Raw genomic sequence first — 26748 nt, 5'->3', positions numbered from 1 at the left:
AACAAGGTGAACAGCAAGGGAGGGTACATCATCTCGGTACTGGCGAGGGAGAAGCAGAGTACGGGAAGCTGATTAAACAGGGCACAAGATATCAATAACATGTCATGCAGGAAATTAACAACGTGTGATACAAGAAACAAATATCGTGCCGGCAGGAAATTAATTTCTTGCCGACACGATACGAATTTCTTCTTCGTCCTTAGAGTTGTGACTCATAATTATGACGATATTCAGTGCAAAACTTCTGCAATTCAATAAAAAATGGCCGGAACACAGCAAACAGTTCCTCATCGTGCTCTTCAAGGTAACGGATTGCCTTGTCTACGGATATATCAATATGATGATATTCCACCATGATGTTCAAAGACTCTCTTACTCCGTTCAGAGTGGCGTATTTCCGCAAACGGTCGGTCAGGATAAAATGCCAGATGAAACGTTTGAAGCGTAGCGGAAGATAGCGATAGTTCAAGAGAAGGGAAAGATAAAAAGTCCGGGTATACTTCCTCAAGGAAACCCCGGAAAACGACTCGAAACGGGAAGCCAGCAAATAATCGAAATAAATATCCAGCAATACCCCCGAATACCGTCCGAATTCAGGCTTAAGCCTATGCACAACCTCGCAGACTGCCGGATGATGGTCGGTATAGTCGTCAATAGCGCGATGAAGCTGAATCCCCTTGGCCATATCCGGCGGATATTTTTTATAGGAACTTCCTTTTACAGCATCGCCTACAAAATTGCCCAACTGTACTTTTCTGTTCGAACCGGAAAGGAATATATGTGCCAGATAGTTCATGACAAAAGATTTACCAGCTCCTTACAAAGACGCTCCTTCACCTCTTCCATCGGCACCTCGCGTCCCAGCTCTTTCTGCAAAGAGGTGACACCCTTGTCGATGAATCCGCAGGGATTGATATAACTGAAATAACGTAAATCGGTATTCACATTCAGTGCCAACCCGTGCATGGTAACGAAATGGCTGCTGCGCACGCCGATGGCACAAATCTTACGGGCACGGGGAGTATCGCCCTCCAACCATACGCCCGTTGCCTTCTCCAGGCGTCCGGCCACGATGCCAAACGAGGCACAAACACGGATTACCGCCTCTTCCAACAGATGCACATACTCCTTCAACCCCAAAGAAAAGTCCTCAAGGTTCAGAATAGGATAACAGACCAACTGTCCCGGACCATGATACGTAATGTCTCCGCCACGGTCTATATGATAGAGCGTAGCCCCTATCCTGCGCAGTTGTTCTTCTCCCAACAACATATTCCCTTCTTTCCCGCTACGCCCCAATGTATAGACATGGGGATGCTCGCAGAGCACAATATGATTGACATAGCCCTCTCCTGCCTGCTTGGCACGTACAAGTGCGTCAAACCATTCCGTCTGCCGGTTCCATGCTCCGGCATAAGGAATCATGTTCCAATCTGATATTTCCAGTTTCATGCAAGCAAATATAGCACTTTTTCCAATATCTGCCAATCTCCCTACTAAAAACAAAAAGATCCTCTCTTTTCTCTGAAGAAATGAATAATAGACCACTAAAGAGGCTATTTGGAACCTACAGCCCGAATTTATCTTAAATATGTAGCATCAATTCATAAAAATACACCTTGATAATCTGATAATATCTCACGTACTTTGCAAACATTCTGATATAACTATTCACAAAAAGACAGACTTATGAAAAAAAGAATTCTAATAACGCTATTCGCAGCGTTACTATTCAGCTTTTCCATATCTGCACAGATATTGAAGGGGCACGTATATGATGCAACGACCAATGAACCGCTTGCAGGGGCATCGGTCACCTACAAGCTGAAAGACACGCAAGGCGTAGTGACCGACATAAACGGTGCATACGAAGTACACCTGCCGGCGGGAGGTGTAGATTTGGTATTCAGCTACGTGGGATATGAGGATGTGCCAATGCCCATCGTCATCAGCAAAGGAGACATTATGCAGAAAGACGTGTACATGAAGGAAAGCACCAACCTGCTGGAAGATGTCGTGGTCTCGGCCGGACGGTTTGAACAGAAGCTGAGCGATGTGACGGTCTCCATGGATTTGATAAAGGCCAGTGACATTGCCCGCCAGGCTCCCACAGACATCACCTCGACACTGCAGACCATTCCGGGGGTGGATATCATCGACAAGCAACCCAGCATTCGAGGCGGTGGCGGCTGGACTTACAGCGTAGGTGCCCGCAGCCTGGTACTGGTAGACGGGATGAGCGTGCTCAGCCCCCAAAACGGAGTCATCAACTGGAACAGCGTACCTCTGGAAAATGTGCAGCAGGTAGAGGTCATCAAAGGAGCCTCCAGCGTGCTCTATGGTTCGTCGGCCCTGAACGGCATCATCAACATACGCACCGCACGGCCGGGACTGACCCCTCAGACCCGTTTCAGTGCCTATGTAGGAATCTATGACGACCCCGACAACAGCGATTACCAATGGAGTGACAAATCTTTCTGGAAAGAGGACAAATATCCGGTAAAGCCCTTGTTGCGCAACAGCCTTTTCAGCGGTGTACGCAATCCGCTCTACGAAGGTTTCGACCTCACCCACTCCCGCCGCATCGGTAACTTTGACGTCAGCGGCGGACTGAATCTCTTTACCGACGAGGGCTACCGCCAACAAGGTTACAACAAACGTTTCCACATCAACGGAAACCTCACCTACTATCAGCCGGATATGGGTATGAAACTGATGAACTACGGTTTCAACGTGGATTTCCTTTCCAACAAGTACGGGGATTTCTTCATCTGGCGCTCGCCCGGCGAGGCCTACCGCCCCTCTCCCTTTACTAATATGGGACGTGAGTCCAACAACTTCCGCATTGACCCTTTCTTCAACTTCACCAATCCTGAAAGAGGTACTTCACACAAAGTAAAGGGCCGTTTCTACTACAGTGCGGACAATGTGGTACGCCCTACACAATCCGCCTCCATTACGGATATTCTGGGCAACATGGGCACCGACGCACAAGTCATCCAGAACATTGCCAATGGAGACTACACAGCCCTCCAGCCACTGATGACCGGAGTTATCAAATGGCTGGGAAGCGACAAGCTGAGTGATTTGATGGACGGTGTCTTCGGCTCTCTGGACAACATATTCCCCAATGCCACCACTGCCGACTATTGCGACCTCATCTCCTGGGTAATGAGCAACGGCCTGCCGTCTGACATGGGAGGACTGCTTGAAGGGAAACTACCCAGCGACCTGGTTCCCTGGCTATCCGGTGTACTCAATCCGAAGCGCAATCAATCACCAACACGGACGGACAAGAATTACGACTATTATCTGGACTATCAGTTCAACAAGAAATGGGACGGCGGCGCACAAATCACCACGGGTCTGACTTACGAACATATCCGCACCTTCTCCGGCGAAACGGAAGAAGTACATCAAAGTGACAATGTTGCCGCCTATATGCAATACGACCAGCGCTTCTGGGACCGCCTCAGCGTATCGGCCGGTGTACGTGCCGAATACTACCGGATAGACAAGCACTACCGGGAAGCCGACACAAAGGTTTTCGGGAGCAAGATTCCTTTCCGCCCCGTGTTCCGTGCCGGGCTGAACTACCAGCTAGCCGATTACAGCTTCCTGCGTGCCAGCTTCGGCCAGGGTTACCGTAATCCCTCCATCACCGAGAAATACCTTCGCAAAGACATCGGAGGTGTAGGTGTATATCCCAACTACAACGTACAGCCGGAAAAAGGATTCAATGCCGAGCTGGGATTCAAGCAAGGGTACAAGGCAGGCAATTTACAAGGATTTGCAGATGTCGCCGCTTTCTATACCCAATACAAGGATATGGTGGAATTCCAGTTCGGCCTATTCAACAATGCGGACCTGAGCATGATAAACAGCGTTACAGACGCCATACAAATGCTGAAGAACGGCAAGGGTTTCGGCATCGGGGCACAGTTCCACAACGTGTCCAAAGCACAGATTTATGGAATGGAAATCAGCACCAACGGCATGTACACCTTCAACAAAAACGCCAAGCTGCTCTATAACCTGGGATATGTATATACCGAACCGAGGGATGCCGACTACAAGAAACGCAATGCCCTGGAGAACACCTATACCGACCCGCTTCAGATGAAGGAGAAAAGCAATGACGGCAAGTACTTGAAATATCGTCCGAAACACAGTTTCAAGGCCACGCTGGACTTTCAGTGGAAACGCATCAACATAGGTGCCAACGTAAACTGGAAAAGCAAGATACTTGCCGTGGACTATATTATGCTGGACGAACGCAGCAAAAGTGAACCTGACCTGCTGGACTACGTGCGCGGCATCCTCTTCGGCTCGTCCAACGGGGAAACCCTGGCATCCTATTGGAAAAAGCATAATACGGACTATGCCACAGTGGACATGCGCTTCGGGGTGAAAGCCACCAAGGAAGTAGCTTTCCAGTTCATGATAAACAACCTGCTGAACAAGGAGTACAGCTATCGTCCCATGGCAGTGGGCGCGCCACGTACTTTCGTCGTAAAGATGGACGTTACATTTTAAAAAAAGAACATTTCATTTGAAAAACAGAATGCCTTCCGTTACTTTTTCCAAGAAAAGAATTACCTTTGTGCGAACTCTAAACGACAAAGCGTATGGAATTTCCTCAAGTCGACCTGCCAGTAGACATGATTGCATGGACTGAAGTAACGGAAGACATTCTAAACATATACAAACAGTCGTGCCGTCTGAAAGCATGCATCTTTGCACTTTGCATAGAAGGTTCCATCACCGTATCCATCAACCTGATGGATACGGAGATTAAGCAGGGGGACTTCGTTACCCTGCTTCCCGGAACCATCATACAGTTTTACGAACAAAAGGAAAAAGTATGTCTGGGATTCGTGGGGTTTTCCTCCCATTGTCTCAATGGGGTCAACCTCATCCAGTCTACATTGAGTTCTTTCTCCAATATACTGGAGTATCCGGTACTGGCTGTCAACCCTACCGTCGCCTCCTACTTCAAGGACTATTTTTCCTTATGGGCACGCATCACGACCGGTCCCTATCCTCCTGACACAAAAATGGCACAGAACACTCTGAGCATGCTCCTCAGTGGAGTGGACAAGATGTATTGCCACCGTCCGCAGATACAAAAAGGGAACAAGAGCCGGAAAGAGGAAATATGCCGCGAACTGGTGCAGCTTGTCATCGAAAACTATACCCGCGAACGCCGCGCACAATTCTATGCCGACAAACTGGGCATCTCCCTGCAACACCTCAGCACCACCGTGAGGCAGGTGACCGGCAGAAATGTATTGGACATCATCGCCCACGTCGTCATCGTAGACGTGAAAGCCAAACTGAAATCAACCAATATGACCATTCAGGAAATTGCCTATTCCCTGAACTTCCCCAGTGCTTCTTTCTTTGGAAAATACTTCAAGAGGCACATGGGCATGAGTCCGCTGGAGTATAGGAACAGCTGAGGTTTGTTCCATTACTTCTTATCGTCTTGCTTGGTTTCCTTGACAAACTCCGCTTCATAATGAAACTTTCGGAAACCTTCTTTCAACTTTTCGACATTGGTCTTATCGGCATCATACGTGATGGTTACCGTCTTTGTCTTCAAGTCCGTATCGAATTTCTTCAATCCCTTCTCAAAACGAATGTTATTGTTTATCTTCCTTACACAGTTCTCACACTTCATCTGCGCCACCTTGAACACGGCTGTGCGGATGTCTTTCGCCATTGCGGCAGTCGTACAGAACAGTACGGCCGCCAAAGCAACTAAAAATCTTCTTGTCTTCATTGTTTCTTTATTGATTTAGTAGATAATATCATATTCTCGGTAAATTGAAGCGTACTCCTACATAGGCTTTCGCTCCATGCATGGGTCCCCAAACCATGGTTGCGTCAAAGTTGTTCCCCCAAGGATCGGAGGCATCAATGATGGGATTCTTCTGTTTGAAGTTTGTCAGGTTCTCGCCTCCCACGTATATAGACCAGCGACGGAAATAGCGCGTCACCTGGGCACTCAACTGCTCGAAGCCACCATAGCGTCCTTCCCACGACCGGCTGCCATTTTCCAGCTCATACGAAGCCGGCATGCGCCCGCCACCGTTCAACTGCAAAGTTACATCAAACTGCCACAATCCCAAAGGCGTCTGATAGGAAGCAGTCAGCAAACCTTTATACTTGCCGGTAAGGGGTTTCTCCATCAGCTCTCCGTTGTAATTCGTCTTGGCATCCGTCCAACGGTAAGCCGCGGTAAAGGTGAAACCCGGGAAGAACGGATAGCTTGCCTCCACCTGCACTACCTGCGAATAGGAACGGCCGTGAAGATTGTAGAACAGAACGGCATGCGGGTCTGTATCCATATCCACCACCACCTGCTTGCGGAAATCCGTGTAATAGTATTCCGCATTCAGATTCAAGGTTTTGCCGAACAAGGGAATATAGGCGGAAGTGCTTGCACCATAGTTCCAAGCCTCATCCTGGTCAAGATGTTTGGCGATGTCTATCCGGCGACTGCTTGCCAGCAGGTAGTTATTCTCGGCCAGCACATGGTTCGTGCGGTATCCCTTTCCTGCCGAAAAGCGGAAATGTACATACTCGTTGGGATTGTACTTCACATGGAAGCGCGGAGTGACGAAATAGCCGTACTCGCTGCTATGGTCGCTGCGGATGCCGCCCATCAGCACCAGTTTATCGTCCCAGTTGTAGGTGTACTGCACGTAGGCGCCGGGGACGGCTTCCTTGGTGAATTTCTTCGTCAGAGGCTGTTCCGCGTCATTGTCCAGGCGGTAGTGCTGGTCGTAAGAGTCATAATTGAAGCTCAGTCCGGCAGAAAGGCTTTGACGTTTGCTCAGTTCTGTCTCGAACAACAAGGAGGCATAAGCATTGTGCTGGTCTACATCGTAGATTTTCCGTCCGTACAAGGCATCCTGCTTATGCAGGGAGCCGGAGAGAATCAGTGCCAGGTTGGTGTTCTTCTCCTTATTGAATATATAGGCGTTCTTGGTGAAGGCTTCGTAGCGGTCGGTACCTATACTTATCTTATAAGGGTCTGTCAGAGGCATTTTGCCATGACCTACTTGCCCGCTGTTGCGGTCTTCCGTAAGCACTTTGACGCCTGCCTGGAACACATAGCGGTCGCCCATGTATGCCCAGCGGTTCCAGAGGTTGTACTGCTCCACACGGGGGATGTCGGCAAAGCCGTCGTCGTTACTGTCGTGGGCTTTGGTTTCATTCTCGTAGTGGGCAAGCAACGAGGTACTCCAACGCCTGGAGAGTTTCATCGTGGCGTCGGCATTGGCCTCATACCGGTTGGTGCTGCTCGCAAAAAGATTGGCCGAAAACCAGTCCGCCTCGGGCAACTGGGGTTTCTTGAATTCCACATTGATTTGTCCCGTAATGGCCTCATAGCCGTTCTTTACGGACGAGCTGCCCTTGCTCACTTGAATGCTCTGCATCCATGGTCCGGGCACATAACCCAGTCCATAAGGAGCTGCAGCTCCCCGGTAGTTCGGAACGTTCTCCGTCATCATCTGCACATACGTGCCGGACAAGCCCAGAAGCTTGATTTGCTTGGCACCGGTAGCAGCGTCGGAGTAAGTGACATCCACCGAGGGATTGGTCACAAAACTCTCTCCCAGGTTACAGCAGGCGGCACGGCTCAGCTCGGCGCTGCTTATCATGTCTTCGTTCATCACACTGTTGCGCAGCTTCATAGTGCCCAACTTACGGCTGACCACATTCACCTCACTCAGTTCCACCCCTTCGCGCAAGATGATGTCGAGCGTTTCATTGCGGCTACCGACGTGTATCGTATCGTTCTCAAAACCGATAAAGCTGACTACAAGCATATGCTTATTATTGGGTTTGGACAAGGAGAAGGTACCGTCCGCCGAAGTGGTGGTTCCTTGCGTAGTCCCCTGCCAGAACAGGTTGGCACCTGCAATCGGGTCGCCCAAATTATCCTTTACTGTCCCCTTTACCTGCGCCTGCAAGGCTGAAAAAGAGAACAGCATGATTCCTATCAAACTATATTTCATTTCTGTATTTATGTTTTATACTTAAAGAAGCGATTAAAAGACAAAAGTTCCCTCCGGACTATTCATGTCATTGCCCCATGTAATACAACACTTGTAGACTCGTGTGCATGCTTTACGAGAACCACCTTGTTGCAGACGGCTGTGCAGCCGGTATCCTTGCACAAAGATAGAAAGTTTTAACCGTTTGCCGGAATTAATTTTTCCTTTTTTATGCATGCAGTTCGTTAATAAGTTCTATATTTGTCGATAAAGTTTTTTGATTGATATGTTGATTTATAAACGAAACTCAATATGAAAAAGCAAACTGTCAGCCTACTTGTCCTTCTGCTTGCGGCAAGCGGCTTTTTCTTTTCCTGCGGTAACACCGTGAACAAAAATGCATACGCGTTGGAGCTCGACAGCATACAAGTAAACGAAACCGTACATCTCTTCGGAGACACAGCCAAGCCGGCCTGCAATCTCATCCTCAACTTTGCCTATGCCAGACAGTCATCCGACGTGAGGCTGAAAGACAGTCTGAACGCCTTCTTCCTCTCTGCCTGCTTCGGCGACAAATACATGGCGATGGCACCCGAAGAGGCTGTCAAGAAATATACGGAGAAATATGTCAGCGACTACCGCAATGACCTGGAACCGATGTACAAAAAGGACGAGCAGGATAAGGAGGACGAAGAAAGCATAGGGGCCTGGTATTCCTACTATAAAGGAATCGAAAGCCATGTGCAGCTGTGCAACACCTTGATACTGACTTACCGTATAGATTACAATGAATATACCGGCGGTGCGCACGGCATCTATATGTCCACCTTTCTCAACCTCGACCTAAAGACCCTAAGCCCCATCCGTCTGGACGACCTCTTTGAGGGAGATTATAAGGAGACGCTGACCGACTTGCTTTGGAAGCAGCTGATGGCCGACAACAACGTCGGCACACGCCAAGCACTGGAGGACATGGGCTACGCCACCACCGGCAATCTGGAGCCTATCGAGAATTTCTATCTGGCCCCAACGGGAATCACTTTCTATTATAATGTATATGAAATTGCCCCTTACGTAATGGGAACCACCCAAATAACGTTGTCTTATGAGGACATAGCCCCTCTGATGAACGATGAATTCATCACATTGAGCAGTGCTATAAAGGCAGACGGCAAATAGGAACTTAACCAATTGTCTATCAACATAAAATTCACAATGGATTTAATACTCAAATATTTCCCAGACCTGACAGAAGAACAGAAACAGCAGTTTGCTGCACTCTACGACCTTTACACGGACTGGAACTCTAAGATTAATGTCATCTCACGCAAAGATATAGAGAACTTGTACGAGCACCATGTATTGCATTCTCTGGGCATAGCCAAAGTAATCCGCTTCAAGCCGGGGACACAAATTATGGACCTCGGCACGGGAGGAGGCTTTCCGGGAATCCCGCTTGCCATCCTTTTTCCCGAAGTGCAGTTCCACCTGGTGGACAGCATCGGAAAGAAAGTACGCGTAGCCTCCGAAATAGCCAACAGTATCGGGCTGAAAAACGTCACCTTCCGCCATGCCCGCGCAGAAGAGGAAAAAGGGAAGTTCGACTTTGTGGTGAGCCGTGCCGTGATGCCGCTGACAGACCTACTGAAGATTATCCGCAAGAACATCTCCCCCAAACAGCAGAATGCATTGCCCAACGGACTGATTTGCCTCAAGGGGGGCGAATTGGGAAACGAGACCATGCCTGTCAAGAACAAAACCACGCTGTGGGACTTGAAGGAGTTCTTTGAGGAGGAGTTCTTCAAGACAAAGAAAGCAGTGTACGTAGGATATTGAGAGACGAGTCGCCTAAAGTAGAGGATGAGCATCGTAAAGTGAAGGTTTAGGGCGCTAAAGTTGAGGTTTAGAAATCTAAATACATAATATGAAAATAAAGAGATTCGAATTTAATATGTTCCCGGAGAATTGTTATGTGCTTTGGGACGAAACCAATGAAGCGGTCGTCATTGACCCGGGCTGTTTTTATGAAGAAGAAAAGCAGACCTTGAAAAGCTTCATCATCAATAATGGGCTGAATGTGAAACATCTGCTGAATACCCATCTGCATCTGGACCATATCTTCGGCAATCCTTTCATGCTAAAAGAATTCGGCCTGAAGGCCGAAGCCAACCAAGCCGACGAGTTCTGGATTGACGAAGCGCCGAAGCAAAGCCGCATGTTCGGTTTCCAACTGCAAGAACCCCCTGTGCCGCTAGGTACTTATCTGCACGATGGAGACATCATCACCTTCGGCAATGCGAAACTGGAAGCCATCCATGTGCCGGGACACTCGCCGGGCAGCCTGGTATACTATTGTGCGGCAGACCACTGCATGTTCTCGGGAGATGTACTGTTTCAAGGCAGCATCGGCCGTGCCGACCTTGCCGGCGGCAACTTCGACGAGCTGATAGAGCATATTTGCAGCCGTCTGTTCATCCTGCCCAGCGACACGATTGTCTATCCCGGACACGGAGCGCCGACAACCATTGGAATTGAAAAAGCGGAGAATCCGTTCTTCCGGTAAATATACACAAACTTTTAAATCATTACAGTCATGAAAAACGACCTATTGGCCTACCGCCACATTGGCATCAGCGAACAAGACGAGGAGAAGATGCTCCGGAAAATAGGAGTGAAAAGCCTGGACGAGCTGATTGATAAAACCATTCCTGCCAACATCCGCCTGAAAGAACCGTTGGCTCTGCCCAAGACAATGACAGAGTACGAATTCGGACAACACATTGCAGGGCTGGCTGCCAAAAACAAACTTTACACAACCTATATCGGCATGGGATGGTACAACACCATCACTCCTGCCGTTATCCAACGAAATGTATTCGAGAACCCCGTCTGGTATACTTCCTATACTCCCTACCAGACCGAGGTCTCACAAGGCCGCCTGGAAGCCTTGATGAATTTCCAGACTGCCGTATCCGACCTCAGCGGCATGCCCCTTGCCAACTGCTCCCTGCTGGATGAAGCGACTGCCGCAGCCGAAGCCGTGACGATGATGTATGCCCTACGTCCGCGCGACATGCAGAAATCGGGCGCCAACGTGGTATTTGTAGACGAAGCCGTCTTCCCGCAGACATTGGCGGTAATGACTACCCGCGCCATTCCACAAGGCATCGAACTGCGTATAGGCAAATACCAAGAGATGGAATTCACACCGGACGTCTTTGCCTGCGTACTGCAATATCCCAACGCTGCCGGCAATGTGGAAGATTATCGTACTTTTGTAGAAAAAGCTCATGCGGTAAATTGCAAAGTAGCCGTTGCCGCCGACATACTGAGCCTTGCCCTTCTCACCCCTCCGGGGGAATGGGGAGCTGACATTGTCTTCGGAACCACCCAGCGGCTCGGCACACCAATGTTCTACGGCGGTCCGTCGGCAGCCTATTTCGCCACCCGCGACGAGTACAAGCGCAACATGCCGGGACGTATCATAGGCTGGTCGAAAGACAAGTATGGCAAGCTGTGCTACCGCATGGCACTGCAAACCCGCGAGCAACACATCAAGCGTGAAAAGGCAACTTCCAACATCTGTACCGCTCAGGCACTGCTGGCCACAATGGCAGGATTCTATGCCGTATATCACGGTCCGGAAGGCATCCGCACCATTGCAGAACGCATCCACAGCATTGCCGTATTCCTGGAAAAGAGCATCAACAGACTGGGTTACAAGCAGGTGAATGCACAATATTTCGACACGCTCCGCTTTGCGCTGCCCGACACCATTTCGGCACAGCAGATACGTACCATCGCCTTAAGCAAGGAGGTGAACCTGCGTTATTTCAAGAATGGAGATGTAGGCATGAGTATCGATGAAACCACAGATATAGCTGCTGTCAATATGCTGCTTTCCATCTTTGCCATTGCCGCCGGAAGGGATTGGGAAAAGACAAGCGACGTGCCCATGGCAAGCAGCATCAGCGCGGAGATGAAACGCCAAAGCGCCTATCTGACGCACGAAGTATTCAACAAATATCATACGGAAACGGAGATGATGCGCTACATCAAGCGCCTCGACCGCAAGGACATCTCGCTGGCACACTCCATGATTTCTCTCGGCTCGTGCACCATGAAGCTGAATGCCGCCGCAGAGATGCTACCGCTCAGCCGCCCGGAATTCATGAACATACATCCTCTGGTGCCCGAAGACCAGGCTGAAGGTTACCGCGAACTGATAAGCAATCTCTGTGAAGAGCTGAAAACCATTACCGGCTTTGCCGGCGTCAGCCTGCAACCCAACTCCGGTGCGGCAGGCGAATATGCAGGACTCCGCGTCATCCGCGCCTATCAGGAAAGTATAGGGCAAGGGCACCGCAACAAAATACTGATACCGGCATCGGCACACGGCACCAACCCGGCTTCTGCCATCCAGGCGGGATTTACTACCGTGACCTGCGCCTGCGACGCACAAGGCAATGTGGATATGGACGACTTGCGCACCAAAGCGGAAGAAAACAGGGATGACCTCGCCGCCCTGATGATTACCTACCCTTCCACACACGGTATCTTTGAAACGGAAATAGTGGAAATCTGCCGCATCATACACGCCTGCGGCGCACAGGTATATATGGACGGCGCCAATATGAATGCCCAAGTAGGCTTGACAAATCCCGGCTTTATCGGTGCGGACGTCTGCCACCTGAACCTGCACAAGACGTTCGCCTCTCCTCACGGCGGCGGCGGACCGGGCGTAGGCCCCATCTGCGTGGCAGAGCATCTGATTCCGTTCCTTCCGGGACACAAGTTGTTCGGCAATGCAGTCAACCAGGTGTCCGGAGCTCCTTTCGGCAGCGCAGGTATCCTGCCCATCACTTACGGCTACATCCGCATGATGGGAACAGAAGGACTGACACGGGCCACAAAGATAGCCATCCTCAGCGCCAACTACCTGGCCGCCTGCCTCAAGGATACATACGGCATCGTTTACCGCGGTGCTACCGGTTTTGTAGGACATGAAATGATATTGGAATGCCGCAAGGTGCACGAAGAAACAGGCATCAGCGAAAACGACATAGCCAAACGCCTGATGGATTACGGGTATCATGCTCCTACCCTCTCCTTTCCGGTGCACGGCACACTGATGATTGAACCGACGGAAAGCGAAAGCCTTGCCGAACTCGACAACTTTGTGCAAGTGATGCTGGCCATCTGGAACGAGATTCAGGAAGTGAAGAACGGCGAAGCCGACAAGACGGACAACGTGCTGGTGAATGCCCCGCATCCCGAATACGAAGTGGTAGCCGACACGTGGGAACACAGCTATACCCGCCAAAAGGCAGCCTACCCGATAGAAAGCGTGCGCGAAAACAAGTTCTGGGTGAACGTGGCACGTGTAGACAACACGTTGGGAGACCGTAAACTGTTGCCTACGTGCTATGGATGCTTCGACTGATGAAATTCTATCTCCCATGGCATCGGCATTGCCATGGGAGTTTCAGCCAGCTACATGGCTGCGTATGACATTATAGACATCTCTTCCTAGCGGATGATAATTACCGTATCTTCCTTCACCTTTTTCTCTTTCACCGGAGCATCGGCAGAGGCATATCCCAAGGCTGCACAGCCATATACCTTATGATTTTCGGGTACACCCAGCTTTGTCAAGAAAGCACGGACATCGGGGTCGTCGCACGTCTGCCCCAGTTGATTAATCCAACAGGAACCGATGCCGAGGGACTTGGCGGCAAGGAAAACATTCTCCAGAGCGCAGGCGCAATCCATAGCAGCCCACCATTGGGTAGGCTCGTTGGAGACAATGACCAGCGTGGGGGCATGATAATAGCAGCAATAAGTCTGGCTGTGTCCACGCTCCCGTGTATGAGGGTTGTCACTCTTGGCAAAGGCGCCTTTGATTTTATCGTTCAGCTCTTTCAGCACTTCTTTATTTTGAATGGCAGTGAAGTGCCACGTCTCCAAATGCATACCATTGGGGGCATAAGCAGCCGCCTCAAGGATAAGGTTCAAATCTTCTGCGGAAACCTGCTGTTCCGTATAGGCACGGACGCTGCGGCGTGCCTTGATGGTTTGTAATGTCTCGTTCATTTGTTTAATTGAGAATTGATAGTTGATCATTGATAATGCGAATCAGCACGTGTTCGGTGGAACTGTCTCATCGTTTCACCAGCCCAATCTTCACATTCAGTTTGAAGTACCAGATGCCGTTCTCGCGCTCCAGGAAACCGTATTTATCTTTCTCCACCGCACCTTTCTCCAGACGCGTATTCTGATAGAGGAAATCTGCGAAGACTTGGGGACGGGATTTGTGATAACAAAGCACCTGGCCGTTGCCGTCCGTCAGAAACATGCCTTCGACGGCAGAGTCCGTACCGTTATAAATCTTGGCAGGACGCATGCCGAGGGCAAGTGACAGCAGGAACTGCTTCATTTTGAACTCGTAGAAGCAGTGCTTGTTTATGAGCTCGTCCTTTATCTTCAGCGGATTCATCTCCTTGATGCGCTCCGTCAGTTCGCTGATGCGCGTGATGCCGTCCAGATGCATCAGGCGCACCATCTCTGCCAGCATACGGGGGAAATGGAGGTCTATCATCAGCAGGTTGCAGCGGAACACGCGGTCGGCAACGTCGGCATACTTCAGCACACCGCCCAGTCGCTCAATCATCATCATACGCTCCGCCACTTCCGTGAGAGATTGCGGCAAGGCATTCACCTTGTTCACCGTGGGTATGGCAAACTTCACTCCACTCTGCTCCAGCTTCAGATTGGCCGTGCGTCCTCCGTCCAGCAACGGATTCATCGGAGCAAGACGACAACGGACATTGAATCCCGTCAGCGGAGCTTCGGGATGCCAGAAGGCAACGGAGAAGTCGGTACGGTCTTCTGTCTTAGACTCCAAGTCGTAGATATTGACAGTATCCAGAAAGGCTTCCAGCCCTTCGGACACTTCCACTTCCTCGCCCGAAACATTCTTCAACAGATGCAGAATCAACTCTGCCGCATCACCAAAGTCTTCACGGGGAAAGCACTGTTCCTCCTTCTCGCCCGGAACAAACGAACCGTCCTTCGCGGTAGCTCCGCTGACAATGCGCACTTCCTGCTCTTCGATATAGTAACGGCGCGTACCGTCATGCTCTTCCCTTTGTATCAAGGCAACGGGCCAGCTCAGGGTTTCGTCTTTTTCAGCTTTCGGCGTGCCCGGTGACACGGCTCCATCCGCCAGCAGGCGAAAGAAGGTGTAGAGCTCGCCCAGTTCTCTTTTTGTTGCACTAAATGCCATAACTTTCTTTTATCCCATTTGTTTTATTATTCAAACCTTAATGTCTCTACTTTCTCCAACCGTGCCCGCAACTTCGGCATCATGGACTGGCGGATACGGAGCGTCATGCGGCAGTCCATATCATACGACTGTTCCAGGATTTCCGGCTCTTCTTCCTTCACCACCCGCATCACATCGTTCATGAAAGGATATTCGAAAAAGAAGGTAACCGTCTCATCTACGGTCTTCTCAACAACGGTGGCGGCGGCAATGGCCTCGGCGGCAGCGGCCTTATAGGCTACAATCAGTCCGCTCGTACCCAATTTGATGCCTCCGAAATAACGCACCACGATAATCAGTATATCCGTCAGTTCGTTGGAATTGATTTGTCCCAGAATCGGTTTGCCTGCCGTGCCCGAAGGCTCACCGTTGTCGTTGGCACGGAAGTCCTTGCGCTCATGCCCCAGCATATAGGCGTAGCACACGTGGCGGGCGTCGTAGTATTTCTTCTGGTAAGTTTCCAGATGCGCCTTCACCTCCTCTACTGTACGCACCGGCAGGGCGATGGCAATGAACTTGCTGCGCTTTTCAGTGTAAATGCCCTCGGAAAGGGCAACGATGGTTTTATACGTATCTTCGCTCATGCTGCAAAGATAATGCAAACTGAAGACAGAACTTTCATGCTTGCATGAAAAAGTTATGTTGAAGTGCAGCTTATCTTATCTAAGGATAATGAAAAATCGTACCTTTGTTCCCACATATTTTACCGACAACATGAAAAAGATAGTGATTGCCATTGATTCCTTCAAAGGATGCCTCACCTCGGCAGAAGCCGGAGAAGCTGCCGCCCGAGGAGTACATGCCGCATGTCCCGAATGCCGGACTATCGTTCTTCCCGTGGCCGACGGTGGAGAAGGCATGCTCGACGTCCTGCTTGCAGCCAGTAACGGAAAACGTATCACCGTCTGTGCCCACGACCCGTTGATGCAACCGTGCGATGCCAGTTACGGCATCTCCGGAGACGGCAATACCGCATTCATAGAAATGGCTGCCATCAGCGGACTGCCACTGGTTCCTGCCGGCAAAAGGAATCCGATGAAGACCACCAGCTTCGGAACAGGCGAACTGATACGCGATGCCCTGGAACAGGGATGCCTCCGTTTCATCATCGGACTTGGAGGAAGCGCCACGAACGATGTCGGCCTGGGAATGCTGCAAGCATTGGGATTCCGTTTCTTCGACAAAGAAGGACACGAAGTGGGAAGTATGGAAAAAGGCATCGCCCTATGCGGTGCCCTTCTATCGGAAATCAGCTCCGTAGACAGTTCTTCTGCCCATCCCGCACTGAGAAAGGCTTGTTTCACGGCGGCGTGTGACGTACGCAATCCTTTCTTCGGTCCCAATGGAGCGGCCTACGTATTCGCTCCCCAAAAAGGAGCGGACGCGGATATGGTGAGGGAACTGGATGTTGCCATGCAGCATCTCTCGGACGTCATATTCCGCACTACCGGCAAAGACGTATCCTTTCATCCCGGTGCCGGTGCGGCAGGCGGCATGGGTGGCGGTCTCCACGCATTTCTGGATGCGCAGTTGAAACCCGGTATAGAGCTTCTTTTGGAAACTCTGGACTTTGCAGAAAAGATGAAGGATGCCGACCTCCTCATCACCGGAGAAGGGAAATCGGACCGGCAGACTCTTATGGGGAAAGTACCCTCGGGCATCTTGCAGGAAGCAAGGAGGAAACATATTCCCGTCATCCTGCTGGCAGGAGCGATAGAAGACACTAAAATATTGAACGAAGCGGGCTTTCGGGGCGTATTCTCCATTACCCCCTCTCCCGTCTCTTTGGAGCAGGCCATGCAACCCGAGTTTGCTCAAGACAATATCCGAAGAACCGTAGAGCAAATCTGCCGCATCATGCCTTAGATTCCTGAAAACGGAACTTCTTGTACCGATAGTACCAGATGCCGACCACGTCGGCAATCAGCCAGCCGATGGGGATGGACCACCAGATGCCCGTCACCCCAATCTCAGGCATCGAGGCCAGCCAGTAGGAAAGAACGACACGGGTGCCCAGCGACAATATGGTCAGCACCACCGACATGCCCGGCATGCGGATGGCCCGGTAGTATCCATACAGCAGAAACAAGACGCCGATGCCACAATAGAAAGCGCCTTCGATGCGCAGGTATGTCACCCCCACTGCGATAATCTCCGTTTCGTCCGGACGGACAAAGACAAGCATCAGTGGCTCGGCAAACACGAAAACCAGCACGGACACAAGGAGTGAGAAGACAACAGCTGTGACAAATGCGCTGCGAACACCCCGGTGAATGCGGTCGTAACGTCCGGCCCCAAAGTTCTGTGCAATAAAGGTGGAAAAGGCGTTCCCGAATTCCTGCACGGGCATATAGGCGAAAGAGTCAATCTTCACTGCAGCGGCAAAGGCTGCCATTACAGCTGTTCCAAAGCTGTTGACAAGCCCTTGTATCATCAGGATTCCTAAATTCATCACCGATTGTTGGACGCAAGTCAGCGTAGAGAAGGAAGCAATCTCCTTCAGGCAAATGCGGTCAAAACACATGTCTTCATAATGCCATCGCAGTTCCGGACGTCCTTTGTAAGTATGAATGAGGATGCCTAGAGCGGCTACTCCTTGGGCGAGAACAGTGGCTGTAGCCGCACCCTGAATTCCCCAATCCAACTGAAGGATGAAAAACAAATCGAGCGCTATATTCAGAACGACAGAAACCGCCAGAAACCAAAGCGGAGTGACGGAATCCCCCACCGCACGCAACAGGGCTGCATAGAAGTTATAGATGAAGGTAAAGACGATACCGCAGAAGATTATCCACAAGTAGCTGCGCATCATGCCATATATGTCTTGCGGAACCTGCAACAGCCGGAGAATAGGGTCGAGCCAGATGAAAACAGCCACGTTCAGTATCAGGGTCACGATACCTATCAGCACAAACGAACTGAATATGCTACGGCGCAGGACCACAGGATTTCCGGCGCCATAATGCAGAGAGAATACGGTGCCGCTGCCCATCGCCAGTCCCAATAAGACGGATATCAGGAAAACCATCAGCGTATATGCCGAACCGACCGCCGCCAACGCCCCTGAACCAATGCATTGACCCACGATGAGCGTATCTGCAATGTTGTAGCATTGCTGCAAAAAAGCCCCCATCATCATGGGCAGGGTAAAATGTAATAAAGTACCGGTTATGCCTCCTTGAGTGAGGTCTCCTTTCCGTAGCATGTGAATCTTGCTTTTTTAAGTATTTCCATTACGGAGGCAAAGATAGTACAAACAAAAGAGTATTGTCGGAAAAGGCAACAAAAAAAGACAGAGGATTATCCTCTGTCTTTCTGACTTTGCTCTTCGGGGCTATTCAGCATCCTGACCATCTGCTTGACATCACGGTTATCGGCCTTGCTATACAACCCGATCTGTTGTCCGGGTACTGTTCCCTTTTCATTTTCTGCCTGGGGCAATGTTGCTTTGGGGGCATTATGCCCCGCTTTCTTATCCATATTCATACCTATTGAAATTTATTATTACTATGATAACGAGACAAGAAAGCAAATTGTTCAGCAAAGTCACGAGAAATTTAATAATTCCACTTCAAATATCAGTGTGGAATAAGCCGGAATAGGCCACTTCTTTTCTGCTCATCTTTACTTTTTACTCAGTTTCAATTCTATAATAAAAGCTGCTATCAACCCGATGCCACCGACACCCAGCACGCAAGCTCCATAAATCAGGGACACAGTCTCCCTATACATCCAGTCTCTGTTCGCAGTAAAGTAATCGGGAACTGTCGCATAGCAGATAAGATAACCCAGCAATAACCCAAGCCCCATACCTACCAACAAACACCCTATTTTCAAGGCAGCGAACGAAAAGCTACTCCCACATAATTTGGGAACATCCATCCGGGGGAACAGTCCTCGCTCGTCCATCTTCTCAATCAGCATGATTCTTTCCTTCTTGCAAACAAACAGCTCAAACAGTTTGTAAACTCCTAAAGTAATGATTGTCATCACCGCAGGCACCATAATAAAATCAATCATATTCGTTTCGATTTAAATTAGTAATTTCGTTTCTTTGTACCCTTTAGACGCGGCAGTTTACATGAGGTTACACTTTTCCGGAAAAATATTTTTTTCTTCCGAAAATCTGTAACCAACCAAACAAACTTGCGTCTAACAGACAAAATGAAAGACAACGAGAGACATATCATCCAGCGCATCTTGAGGGGAGAGACTGCTCTTTACGAGCATTTTCTCAACACATACGGCCAGCAGGTATTCATCCTGGTGGCCCGCATCGTCTCCAACCAGGAAGATGCCGAAGAACTGACCCAAGATGTCTTCCTGAAAGCCTTCCAGCATCTCTCGTCTTTCAAGGGCACCAGTTCTTTTTCGACGTGGATTTATTCGATTGCATATAATACGGCCATCTCGAATGCACGGAAAAAGAAAATTGATACCTTTGTCATGGATGATGCACTGCTTGCCAACATATCCGATACACAAGTCGATGAAGCCTTAAATGATGAAAGGGAAGAGCAAATTGCCAGATTGAGCAGCGCCATGGAGCAACTCAATTCCGAAGAACGGGCACTGATAAGCCTGTTTTATTATGAAGAAAAACCATTGAATGAGATAGCTATCATCCTAGGACTGACGGAAAGCAACGCAAAAGTGAAGCTGCACCGTATACGTAAAAAAATTTATGTGTTGATGAAACAAGAAAAAGTATGAACGAAGAACTAAAAGATAGAGGATTGAAAAAGGCGGTAAGAGAACAGACTACTTTCCGCCTGCCGTCCAATTTTACCTACCGCACCATGCAGAAGGTAGAAGAAGCCATACGTCTGCGCGAGAAGAAATCAGAAAGAAGAATTCTGCTTGCAACTATTGCCGCTGCTATCTTCTTGATAGGTGTCAGTGGGACAGGATTGGTTCTGTACTTCGGAGACAGCATCCGGGAAGCCTTTACACCCACCACCCTCCCACAGTCAGAAAGCATCCAGATTCCTTGCTTTTATCTCCTACTGATTCTGACCATTCCGCTTTTCATCCTGTTTGACCGGTGGATGAGAAAACTGTATTTCAAACATCACACTCCTAAGCTTCCAGAGTTCTGAACGAAAAACGGGGATGTCTTTTAGTGGAAGACATCCCCGTTTCAGTTTATATCAATTCATTTAGTCCAGTTTATGAATCACCAATCCCGAGCGCAACTTCGGCTCAAACCAAGTTGTCTTGGGAGGCATGATATTACCCGTATCGGCAATGTCCATCAGTTGCTTCATGGAAACGGGATAAAGAGCCAATGCCACTTTCATCTCACCATTGTCCACCCGCTTCTTCAACTCTCCCAGGCCACGGATACCGCCAACAAAGTCGATACGCTTATCGGAACGGAGGTCTTTGATACCGAGCACTTCATCCAGTATCAGATTGGAGGAAATGGTTACATCCAGTACGCCAATGGGGTCGTTATCATTATAAGTACCCGGTCGGGCGGTAAGGCTGTACCACTTTCCGTCCAGATAGAGGGAGAAGTTATGTAGCCCGGACGGTTTATAGATGTCCGTACCTTTCTCTTCTACGATGAAATTCTTGCCTACGGCAGCCAGAAACTCTTCAGGAGTCATACCGTTCAAGTCCTTCACTACCCGGTTATAGTCAATAATAGTCAACTGGTTGGCAGGGAAGCACACGGCCATGAAGTAGTTATACTCTTCATCTCCACGGTGATTGGGGTTCTGCTTGGCTTTCTCCGCACCCACCAAAGCGGCAGCGGCACTGCGATGATGCCCATCGGCAATGTAAAGAGCAGGCATCTTGGCAAACTCTTGGGTAATAGCATCAATGTCCTCCTGCTTGTCTATAATCCAGAAGGTATGACCGAAACCGTCACCTGGAGCGATAAAGTCGTATACCGGCTTCCCGGCTGTATAACGGGAAATAATGGTATCCAGCACAGCATTATCGGGATAGGCAAAGAACACGGGCTCAATGTTGGCATTGTTCACGCGGACATGTTTCATACGGTCTTCTTCCTTGTCACGGCGCGTAAGCTCGTGCTTCTTGATGACACCATTCATATAATCGGGAACATAGGCACCGACAACAAGACCATATTGTGTCTTGCCGTTCATGGTCTGGGCATAGACGTAATAGTTTTCTTTATCGTCCTGCACCAGCCAGCCTTTCTCCTGAAACATGCAGAAGTTCTCTGCCGCCTTTTGATAAACACGTTCGTCATGTTCATCCGTACCGACGGGAAAATCTATTTCCGGCTTGATGATATGATATAGGGACTTCTCATTACCTTCTGCTTCTGCACGTGCTTCTGCAGAATTCAATACGTCGTAAGGACGGGACGCTACTTGTTCCACCAAATCCTGAGGGGGACGAATCCCCTTAAAAGGTTTTATTATAGCCATAAGGGTGTGTTTTATATGGATTATTGAGGTTTCTTTTTCACGAAATATCTTACCAGATTAATTGCACTACCTAACATCAGCACAATAGATACACCCTCGCAGAAACCGAGGACGAAATCAGATAATTCATTTCTGAATATACTACTTAACGAGAATATACCAGCACCTATTGCTAAATAGAGAGCTGAAAATTTATAGGTAGTCTTGCTATTCATCTCATTTCTTGTTTACACGGAACTTCTCGCAACCGTCTTTCAGAAAGCCTACAATCTGCTTGGCTGCTGCAATACCTGCATTGATATTGGCCTCAGCAGTCTGGGCCCCCATCTTTTTCGGTGTAGAGAAATAACGTCCGGCAAACTTGGCTGCAAACGTTTCGTGAGCTGCAGGCATAATGTCGGTCATGTATTTCAAGTCGGCACGCTCTTCCATCAACTGAATCAGTTCGGCCTCATTGATGACTTCCTTACGGGCTGTGTTCACCAGCAGGCCACCTTTCGGCATCTTGTTCACCAATGCGTAATTGATGGAATTCTTCGTTTCGACCGTTGCAGGAATATGCAGGGAAACGACGTCGCAAGTAGAGTAAAGCTCTTCGGCAGAACCCACAGCCTTCACTCCATCCTTCTCGATTACTTCTTTCGGACAGAAGGCGTCGAACGCATAAATCTCCATACCGAAGCCTTTGGCAATACGGGCTACGTTGCGGCCTACGTTACCATAAGCATGAATACCCAACTTCTTACCCATCAGTTCCATACCTGAAGTACCGTTATACATATTGCGGACAGCCATCACCATCAAGCCGAAAGCCAACTCGGCCACAGCATTGGAGTTCTGTCCCGGAGTATTCATTACACATACATTGTGGGCAGTAGCTGCTTCCAGTTCCACATTGTCATAACCGGCACCGGCACGTACCACAATCTTCAGTTCCTTAGCGGCATCCAGCACTTCGGCATCAATGATGTCACTTCGTATAATAACAGCGTTGGCATCTTTCACAGCCTCCAGCAACTTGGCTTTTTCACCATATTTCTCCAACAGCACGAGTTCGTAACCTGCTGCTTCTATTTCTTTACGAATACCGTCTACTGCGACCTTAGCAAACGGTTTGTCTGTTGCTACTAATACTTTCATAATTTCATGATATTAAAAAGACTCACCACAGATTACACAGATTATCACAGATTTTAATCATAAAGAGAATCTGTGCAAATCTGCGTAGTCTGTGGTGAAAACAATATTATTAATGAAGTTTCTCAAATTCCTGCATGCAGTCAATCAAAGCCTGCACACTTTCCTTCGGCATGGCATTGTAGCAGGATGCACGGAATCCGCCTACAGAACGGTGTCCCTTGATACCTACCATACCTCTTTCGGTAGCGAACTTCAAGAAGTCTGCTTCCAGTTCCTTGTATTCGGGAGCCATCACAAAGCAGATGTTCATGCGTGAACGGTCTTCTTTGGCAGCCGTACCCACAAACATTTTGTTACGGTCAATTTCAGCATACAACATATCGGCCTTTTCGATGGCACGGCGTTCCATTTCCTTCACGCCACCCTCTGCTTTAATCCAGCGCAATGTCTGCAGGGCTGCATAGATGGGGACAACAGGGGGAGTATTGAACATGGAACCGCCATCCACATGCGTCTGATAGTTCAGCATAGTCGGAATATTACGGGAAACCTTACCCAGAGCATCATTCTTCACGATGACGAATGTGACACCGGAAGGAGCCAGATTCTTCTGTGCACCACCATAGATACAGATATATTTGGACACGTCGATGGGACGAGAGAAAATATCAGAAGACATATCGGCCACCACCGGAATGTTTACGTCCAAATCTTCCTTCAGTTCCGTACCGTAGATTGTATTGTTGGTAGTAATATGGAAATAGTCTGCATCAGCAGGCACAGTATAGTCCTTCGGGATATAGGTATAAGTAGATTCAGCGGAAGAAGCGACTTCAATTACTTCACCGAATGCCTTAGCTTCTTTCATGGCTTTTTTGGCCCACACACCCGTATTCAGGTAAGCAGCTTTCTTTTCAAGGAAGTTGAAGGGTACCATGCAGAATTCCAAACTGGCACCACCGCCCAAGAACAATACCGAATATCCTTCGGGAATATTGAGCAATTCTTTGAATAATGCCACAGCTTCGTCCACAACGGGTTGGAAGTCTTTGGCACGGTGGCTGATTTCCATCAGCGAAAGGCCTGAGCCATTGAAATCAAGAATAGCCTGTGCCGTATTCTCAATCACCTCACGAGGAAGGATAGAAGGTCCTGCATTGAAATTATGCTTTTTCATTTGAAGTTTGTTTTGGTTATACAATTTCGTTCATTAATGTCTTTCGACTTTGCGAAATTACGGAAATATTTCCTTAAAACAAACCTTTCCTTATGAAATTCTATTTTTAAGCCACATTTAGCTTACTTTTTAATGGTTTATACAAGAGATATACACCATTTTGTTATCTTTACTTATCAAGGATAATACCTTTGGAAAAACTAAAAGTAAGACGGTTTCATTACTTCATATTCAAAAGAATAAGTGCAAATAAAATAATTATTTATAAGATAAATCACTTTGCTTCCTCTATAACAGTTTTTATTCCCTTGATTTTTTCCCCACGTACCAACGTCAACAATTGTTTCATCTTACTACGTCGCACGGCTACAAAGGCATAGTGTTCTTTTACGTCCACCTGCCCGACGTCCTCACGCGCCATCCCTCCTTTTTTATACAAGAAGCCGACAATATCTATCTTGTTCAGCTTATCCTTTTTCCCTTTACCTATATATAAGGTAGCCCATCGGGGCTTGGCCGGTTTGGAAAGCATCTCCGGAAACCTGTATATTTCGATGTCTTCAGAGATGTACTCAGGTACCTGCTCCTCGGCATGCAGGACAAGATACGCATTTCCCGATGCCTCCCAGCGAGCAGTACGCCCATTACGGTGTGTATAGGCTTCCTCGTTTACGGGCAGATGGTAATGCACCACATTGTCTATACCTGGGATATCGAGTCCGCGGGCGGCAAGATCGGTGGATATAAGTACAGTGCAACTGCCATTGCGGAACTTGTAAAGTGCACGTTCGCGATCGGGCTGCTCCATACCGCCATGAAACATATCGCAAGAGAGCTTCCTGGCTTTCAAATACCCAGCAACACGCTCCACACTTTCACGATAGTTACAGAATACCAAAGTAGAATGATAGCCGAGAGTACAAAGCAAATTATAGAGGGTTTCCAGTTTGTCCCTCTCCGGAGAAACAACCTTTTGCAGCCGTAGACGCGGAGTAAGAGCTTCCGGAGCAAGAAAATCAAGTTTCATGAGCCGAGGGCCGGAAGACGGAGAATCACCTCCTACTCCGGCAAATTGCGGTATCTCCTCTGCATCGGTGGCCGAGAGAAGTACGCGCTTTTTCAGCGAGGGAAGCTGTCCAATAACGTCTGCCATCTCGTCATGGAAACCAAACTCAAGACACTTGTCGAATTCATCTATCACCAGAGTAACGACAGTAGCGGCATTGAAATTCTCTTTCCGCAAATGGTCGTTCATACGCCCCGGAGTACCGATAATGACAGCGGGATGAATGCCTTTCATTGTCCGGTGTTCTTCCATGGTAGGACGTCCGCCATAGCAGCTCATAGCCTTGAAGGGAGTTCCCATGGACTTGAACACAGTTTCTATCTGCAGAGCCAGTTCACGAGAAGGCACCAGTACAAGGGCCTGCACATCTTGTATCTCCGCTTTCAAGGTCTGTACCAGCGGAAGGAGAAAAGCCAGCGTCTTGCCTGAACCGGTGGGCGAAAGAAGCACCAAATCTTTGGTTGATTGATAGGCTTCTTTAGCAGCCTCCTGCATCGGAGTGAGTTCCTGTATCTTCAAATTATGAAGTATATCCGAAAGTTCCATGAATATCTCTTTTTTTAATCAATATGCAAAGATATGAATAAGAAGTCAGTTTCCATCAAAACGAAAACAGCTTTTAAGAAAGCTACTACGGCTTTTTCATTTAAGAAATCGTATTCATCGCTTGTTATTATGGCAAAATCATTATATCCCGTGTACAACGATGCAGAAGGACCTCCTTAAATATTTCTTCTTATCGTCCATTTTTTATAAGCGAAATTCAATAACAATAGTTCGTTAAACTTCAAATTAGCAAATAGAAAACAGGTCAAGTCCTCCAGATTTCTGATATTAAGGTATCCGACATCTTAATTAACATGAGTTCGAAATAAGATTAAAAAATAGGCAGTTGTCCGTCATTGACAAAATTTACGTCAATGGCGGGCTTCTTTTCAAAAAAGCTGTATGCTGTGCTATAGCCGACAAAGAATTGGCTATAAAGTTATTGAATGAACGATGTCTGGAGTGTTCTATCTGTGCAATGCTCTTCAATTCGTCATTGATTGTTTCGATCAAGACTCTTTTTCTGAGCAGAATCTTGTCGGCAATACTCATCAGTGAATTCTTCATATTGTCTTTAACTTTAGTGACAAGCTGTATACCATCAAGGAAAAGGTTCCCAAACAGAGCCTGACCAATATATCCTTTGTCTGCGCATAGTTTTCCTTTGATGTTCTCCAGAAACTTACCTTGCTTCAACGGTTCCCGGTCATCCACGTTTCCAGGCGTGAACATAAAATTGAGAATCTCACCCTTGTCATTGATAATCAAGTGCTATTTGAATCCGAAGAACCATCCCATTGAACATTTCCCACATTCTGCAAGTCCCTCAAATGTCTTATGAATAAGGATTCTTTGGTTACGGCAGACACGTAAAGGAGTGGAGTCGACAAAACTGATGCTTCTGTTTACTGTCTTCAACCATGTATTTTTCCTGTTGTAACGCAAATTCCTTGCAAAAATCATCGGCCATACAATAAATCTCTGTAATTTTAGACTCCGGAACACTAGTGGGCACTTTAAATTAAACATCGTTCTTTGAAATCTTTGATAATCGCATAGTTATGTATTCTTTTGGAGCG

The 26748-nt window shown here is 48.4% G+C and carries 23 protein-coding genes and 1 pseudogene; 9 read left to right on the top strand and 15 right to left on the bottom strand.

The window, feature by feature from the left end:
* Positions 1-199: 199 nt before the first annotated feature.
* Both E5355_RS16175 and lipB read right to left on the bottom strand, forming a co-directional pair.
* Positions 200-796 carry an ACP phosphodiesterase gene (locus E5355_RS16175; protein ID WP_136011161.1) on the bottom strand — a complete coding sequence of 199 codons (597 nt, stop codon included), beginning with the start codon at positions 794-796 and terminating at the stop codon, positions 200-202.
* Positions 793-1464: a lipoyl(octanoyl) transferase LipB gene (gene lipB / locus E5355_RS16170; RefSeq protein ID WP_256372010.1), complete on the bottom strand. Its 672-nt coding sequence runs from the start codon at positions 1462-1464 to the stop codon at positions 793-795. Before lipB ends, E5355_RS16175 begins: the two co-directional genes overlap by 4 nt.
* A 225-nt stretch (positions 1465-1689) precedes the next feature.
* Between lipB and E5355_RS16165 the strand changes: the two genes are divergently transcribed.
* Both E5355_RS16165 and E5355_RS16160 read left to right on the top strand, forming a co-directional pair.
* A complete protein-coding gene (locus tag E5355_RS16165; RefSeq protein WP_008663188.1) occupies positions 1690-4536 on the top strand; it encodes a TonB-dependent receptor in 2847 nt (948 codons plus the stop codon).
* A gap of 92 nt (positions 4537-4628) precedes the next feature.
* Entirely contained in the window at positions 4629-5462 is an 834-nt protein-coding gene (locus E5355_RS16160) for a helix-turn-helix domain-containing protein (protein ID WP_136011159.1), read from the top strand.
* A gap of 11 nt (positions 5463-5473) precedes the next feature.
* Here the strand turns inward: E5355_RS16160 and E5355_RS16155 are convergent, their stop codons facing one another.
* Entirely contained in the window at positions 5474-5785 is a 312-nt protein-coding gene (locus tag E5355_RS16155) for a heavy-metal-associated domain-containing protein (RefSeq protein WP_136011158.1), read from the bottom strand.
* A 28-nt stretch (positions 5786-5813) separates the two neighbouring features.
* Positions 5814-8030 carry a TonB-dependent receptor gene (locus E5355_RS16150; protein ID WP_136011157.1) on the bottom strand — a complete coding sequence of 739 codons (2217 nt, stop codon included), beginning with the start codon at positions 8028-8030 and terminating at the stop codon, positions 5814-5816.
* A 291-nt stretch (positions 8031-8321) separates the two neighbouring features.
* Between E5355_RS16150 and E5355_RS16145 the strand changes: the two genes are divergently transcribed.
* From E5355_RS16145 to gcvP, 4 genes are all read left to right on the top strand, one after another.
* Positions 8322-9188 (top strand): DUF3298 and DUF4163 domain-containing protein, encoded by an 867-nt coding sequence (locus E5355_RS16145; protein WP_136011156.1) that lies wholly within the window; start codon positions 8322-8324, stop codon positions 9186-9188.
* A gap of 36 nt (positions 9189-9224) precedes the next feature.
* Positions 9225-9845, top strand: a complete 621-nt coding sequence (gene rsmG / locus E5355_RS16140; RefSeq protein WP_136011155.1) for a 16S rRNA (guanine(527)-N(7))-methyltransferase RsmG — start codon at positions 9225-9227, stop codon at positions 9843-9845.
* 88 nt (positions 9846-9933) lie between these two features.
* A complete protein-coding gene (locus tag E5355_RS16135; protein WP_136011154.1) occupies positions 9934-10572 on the top strand; it encodes an MBL fold metallo-hydrolase in 639 nt (212 codons plus the stop codon).
* 30 nt (positions 10573-10602) lie between these two features.
* Entirely contained in the window at positions 10603-13452 is a 2850-nt protein-coding gene (gene gcvP / locus E5355_RS16130; RefSeq protein WP_136011153.1) for an aminomethyl-transferring glycine dehydrogenase, read from the top strand.
* Positions 13453-13538: 86 nt separating this feature from the next.
* On the opposite strand, the gene E5355_RS16125 is transcribed toward gcvP, so the two are convergent.
* The 3 genes from E5355_RS16125 to E5355_RS16115 all read right to left on the bottom strand — a co-directional run bounded on the left by E5355_RS16125 (position 13539) and on the right by E5355_RS16115 (position 15917).
* Positions 13539-14102 (bottom strand): nitroreductase family protein, encoded by a 564-nt coding sequence (locus E5355_RS16125; RefSeq protein WP_136011152.1) that lies wholly within the window; start codon positions 14100-14102, stop codon positions 13539-13541.
* A gap of 67 nt (positions 14103-14169) precedes the next feature.
* Complete coding sequence (locus E5355_RS16120; RefSeq protein WP_136011151.1) at positions 14170-15294, bottom strand: HpaII family restriction endonuclease; 1125 nt, start codon at positions 15292-15294, stop codon at positions 14170-14172.
* Positions 15295-15320: 26 nt separating this feature from the next.
* Complete coding sequence (locus E5355_RS16115; RefSeq protein WP_136011150.1) at positions 15321-15917, bottom strand: IMPACT family protein; 597 nt, start codon at positions 15915-15917, stop codon at positions 15321-15323.
* A gap of 130 nt (positions 15918-16047) precedes the next feature.
* On the opposite strand from E5355_RS16115, the gene E5355_RS16110 reads away from it, so the two are divergent.
* Complete coding sequence (locus tag E5355_RS16110) at positions 16048-17199, top strand: glycerate kinase (protein WP_136011162.1); 1152 nt, start codon at positions 16048-16050, stop codon at positions 17197-17199.
* Here E5355_RS16110 and E5355_RS16105 read toward each other — a convergent pair.
* The 3 genes from E5355_RS16105 to E5355_RS16095 all read right to left on the bottom strand — a co-directional run bounded on the left by E5355_RS16105 (position 17189) and on the right by E5355_RS16095 (position 19353).
* Positions 17189-18538, bottom strand: a complete 1350-nt coding sequence (locus E5355_RS16105; RefSeq protein ID WP_136011149.1) for an MATE family efflux transporter — start codon at positions 18536-18538, stop codon at positions 17189-17191. The two genes, E5355_RS16110 and E5355_RS16105, sit on opposite strands and share 11 nt — an antisense overlap.
* A gap of 95 nt (positions 18539-18633) precedes the next feature.
* The gene (locus E5355_RS16100; RefSeq protein WP_246866982.1) at positions 18634-18813 is read right to left on the bottom strand and encodes a hypothetical protein; all 180 of its coding nucleotides are present in this window, start codon (positions 18811-18813) and stop codon (positions 18634-18636) included.
* Positions 18814-18957: 144 nt separating this feature from the next.
* On the bottom strand, positions 18958-19353 hold the full coding sequence (locus E5355_RS16095; protein WP_136011147.1) for a DUF6249 domain-containing protein: 396 nt from the start codon (positions 19351-19353) through the stop codon (positions 18958-18960).
* A 144-nt stretch (positions 19354-19497) separates the two neighbouring features.
* Between E5355_RS16095 and E5355_RS16090 the strand changes: the two genes are divergently transcribed.
* Positions 19498-20046: an RNA polymerase sigma factor gene (locus E5355_RS16090; RefSeq protein WP_136011146.1), complete on the top strand. Its 549-nt coding sequence runs from the start codon at positions 19498-19500 to the stop codon at positions 20044-20046.
* Complete coding sequence (locus E5355_RS16085; RefSeq protein ID WP_016273509.1) at positions 20043-20432, top strand: hypothetical protein; 390 nt, start codon at positions 20043-20045, stop codon at positions 20430-20432. The genes E5355_RS16090 and E5355_RS16085 overlap by 4 nt, the downstream gene beginning before the upstream one ends.
* Positions 20433-20492: 60 nt before the next feature.
* Here the strand turns inward: E5355_RS16085 and E5355_RS16080 are convergent, their stop codons facing one another.
* From E5355_RS16080 to E5355_RS16055, 5 genes and pseudogenes are all read right to left on the bottom strand, one after another.
* On the bottom strand, positions 20493-21740 hold the full coding sequence (locus E5355_RS16080) for a DUF1015 domain-containing protein (RefSeq protein WP_136011145.1): 1248 nt from the start codon (positions 21738-21740) through the stop codon (positions 20493-20495).
* Between the two features lie 216 nt (positions 21741-21956).
* Positions 21957-22880: an NAD(P)-dependent oxidoreductase gene (locus tag E5355_RS16070; protein ID WP_136011143.1), complete on the bottom strand. Its 924-nt coding sequence runs from the start codon at positions 22878-22880 to the stop codon at positions 21957-21959.
* A gap of 109 nt (positions 22881-22989) precedes the next feature.
* Positions 22990-24057, bottom strand: a complete 1068-nt coding sequence (gene serC, locus E5355_RS16065; RefSeq protein ID WP_136011142.1) for a 3-phosphoserine/phosphohydroxythreonine transaminase — start codon at positions 24055-24057, stop codon at positions 22990-22992.
* A gap of 274 nt (positions 24058-24331) precedes the next feature.
* The gene (locus E5355_RS16060; RefSeq protein WP_136011141.1) at positions 24332-25669 is read right to left on the bottom strand and encodes a DEAD/DEAH box helicase; all 1338 of its coding nucleotides are present in this window, start codon (positions 25667-25669) and stop codon (positions 24332-24334) included.
* A gap of 331 nt (positions 25670-26000) precedes the next feature.
* Positions 26001-26639, bottom strand: a pseudogene (locus tag E5355_RS16055) (IS982 family transposase).
* Between the last annotated feature and the right edge of the window lie 109 nt (positions 26640-26748).

Source organism: Bacteroides muris (ex Afrizal et al. 2022), from assembly GCF_004793475.1.
In the GTDB taxonomy this organism is placed as follows: Bacteria; Bacteroidota; Bacteroidia; order Bacteroidales; family Bacteroidaceae; genus Bacteroides; species Bacteroides muris.
Note: the sequence above shows the minus strand (reverse complement) of the source record. Positions and strands in the feature narration are given on the sequence as shown.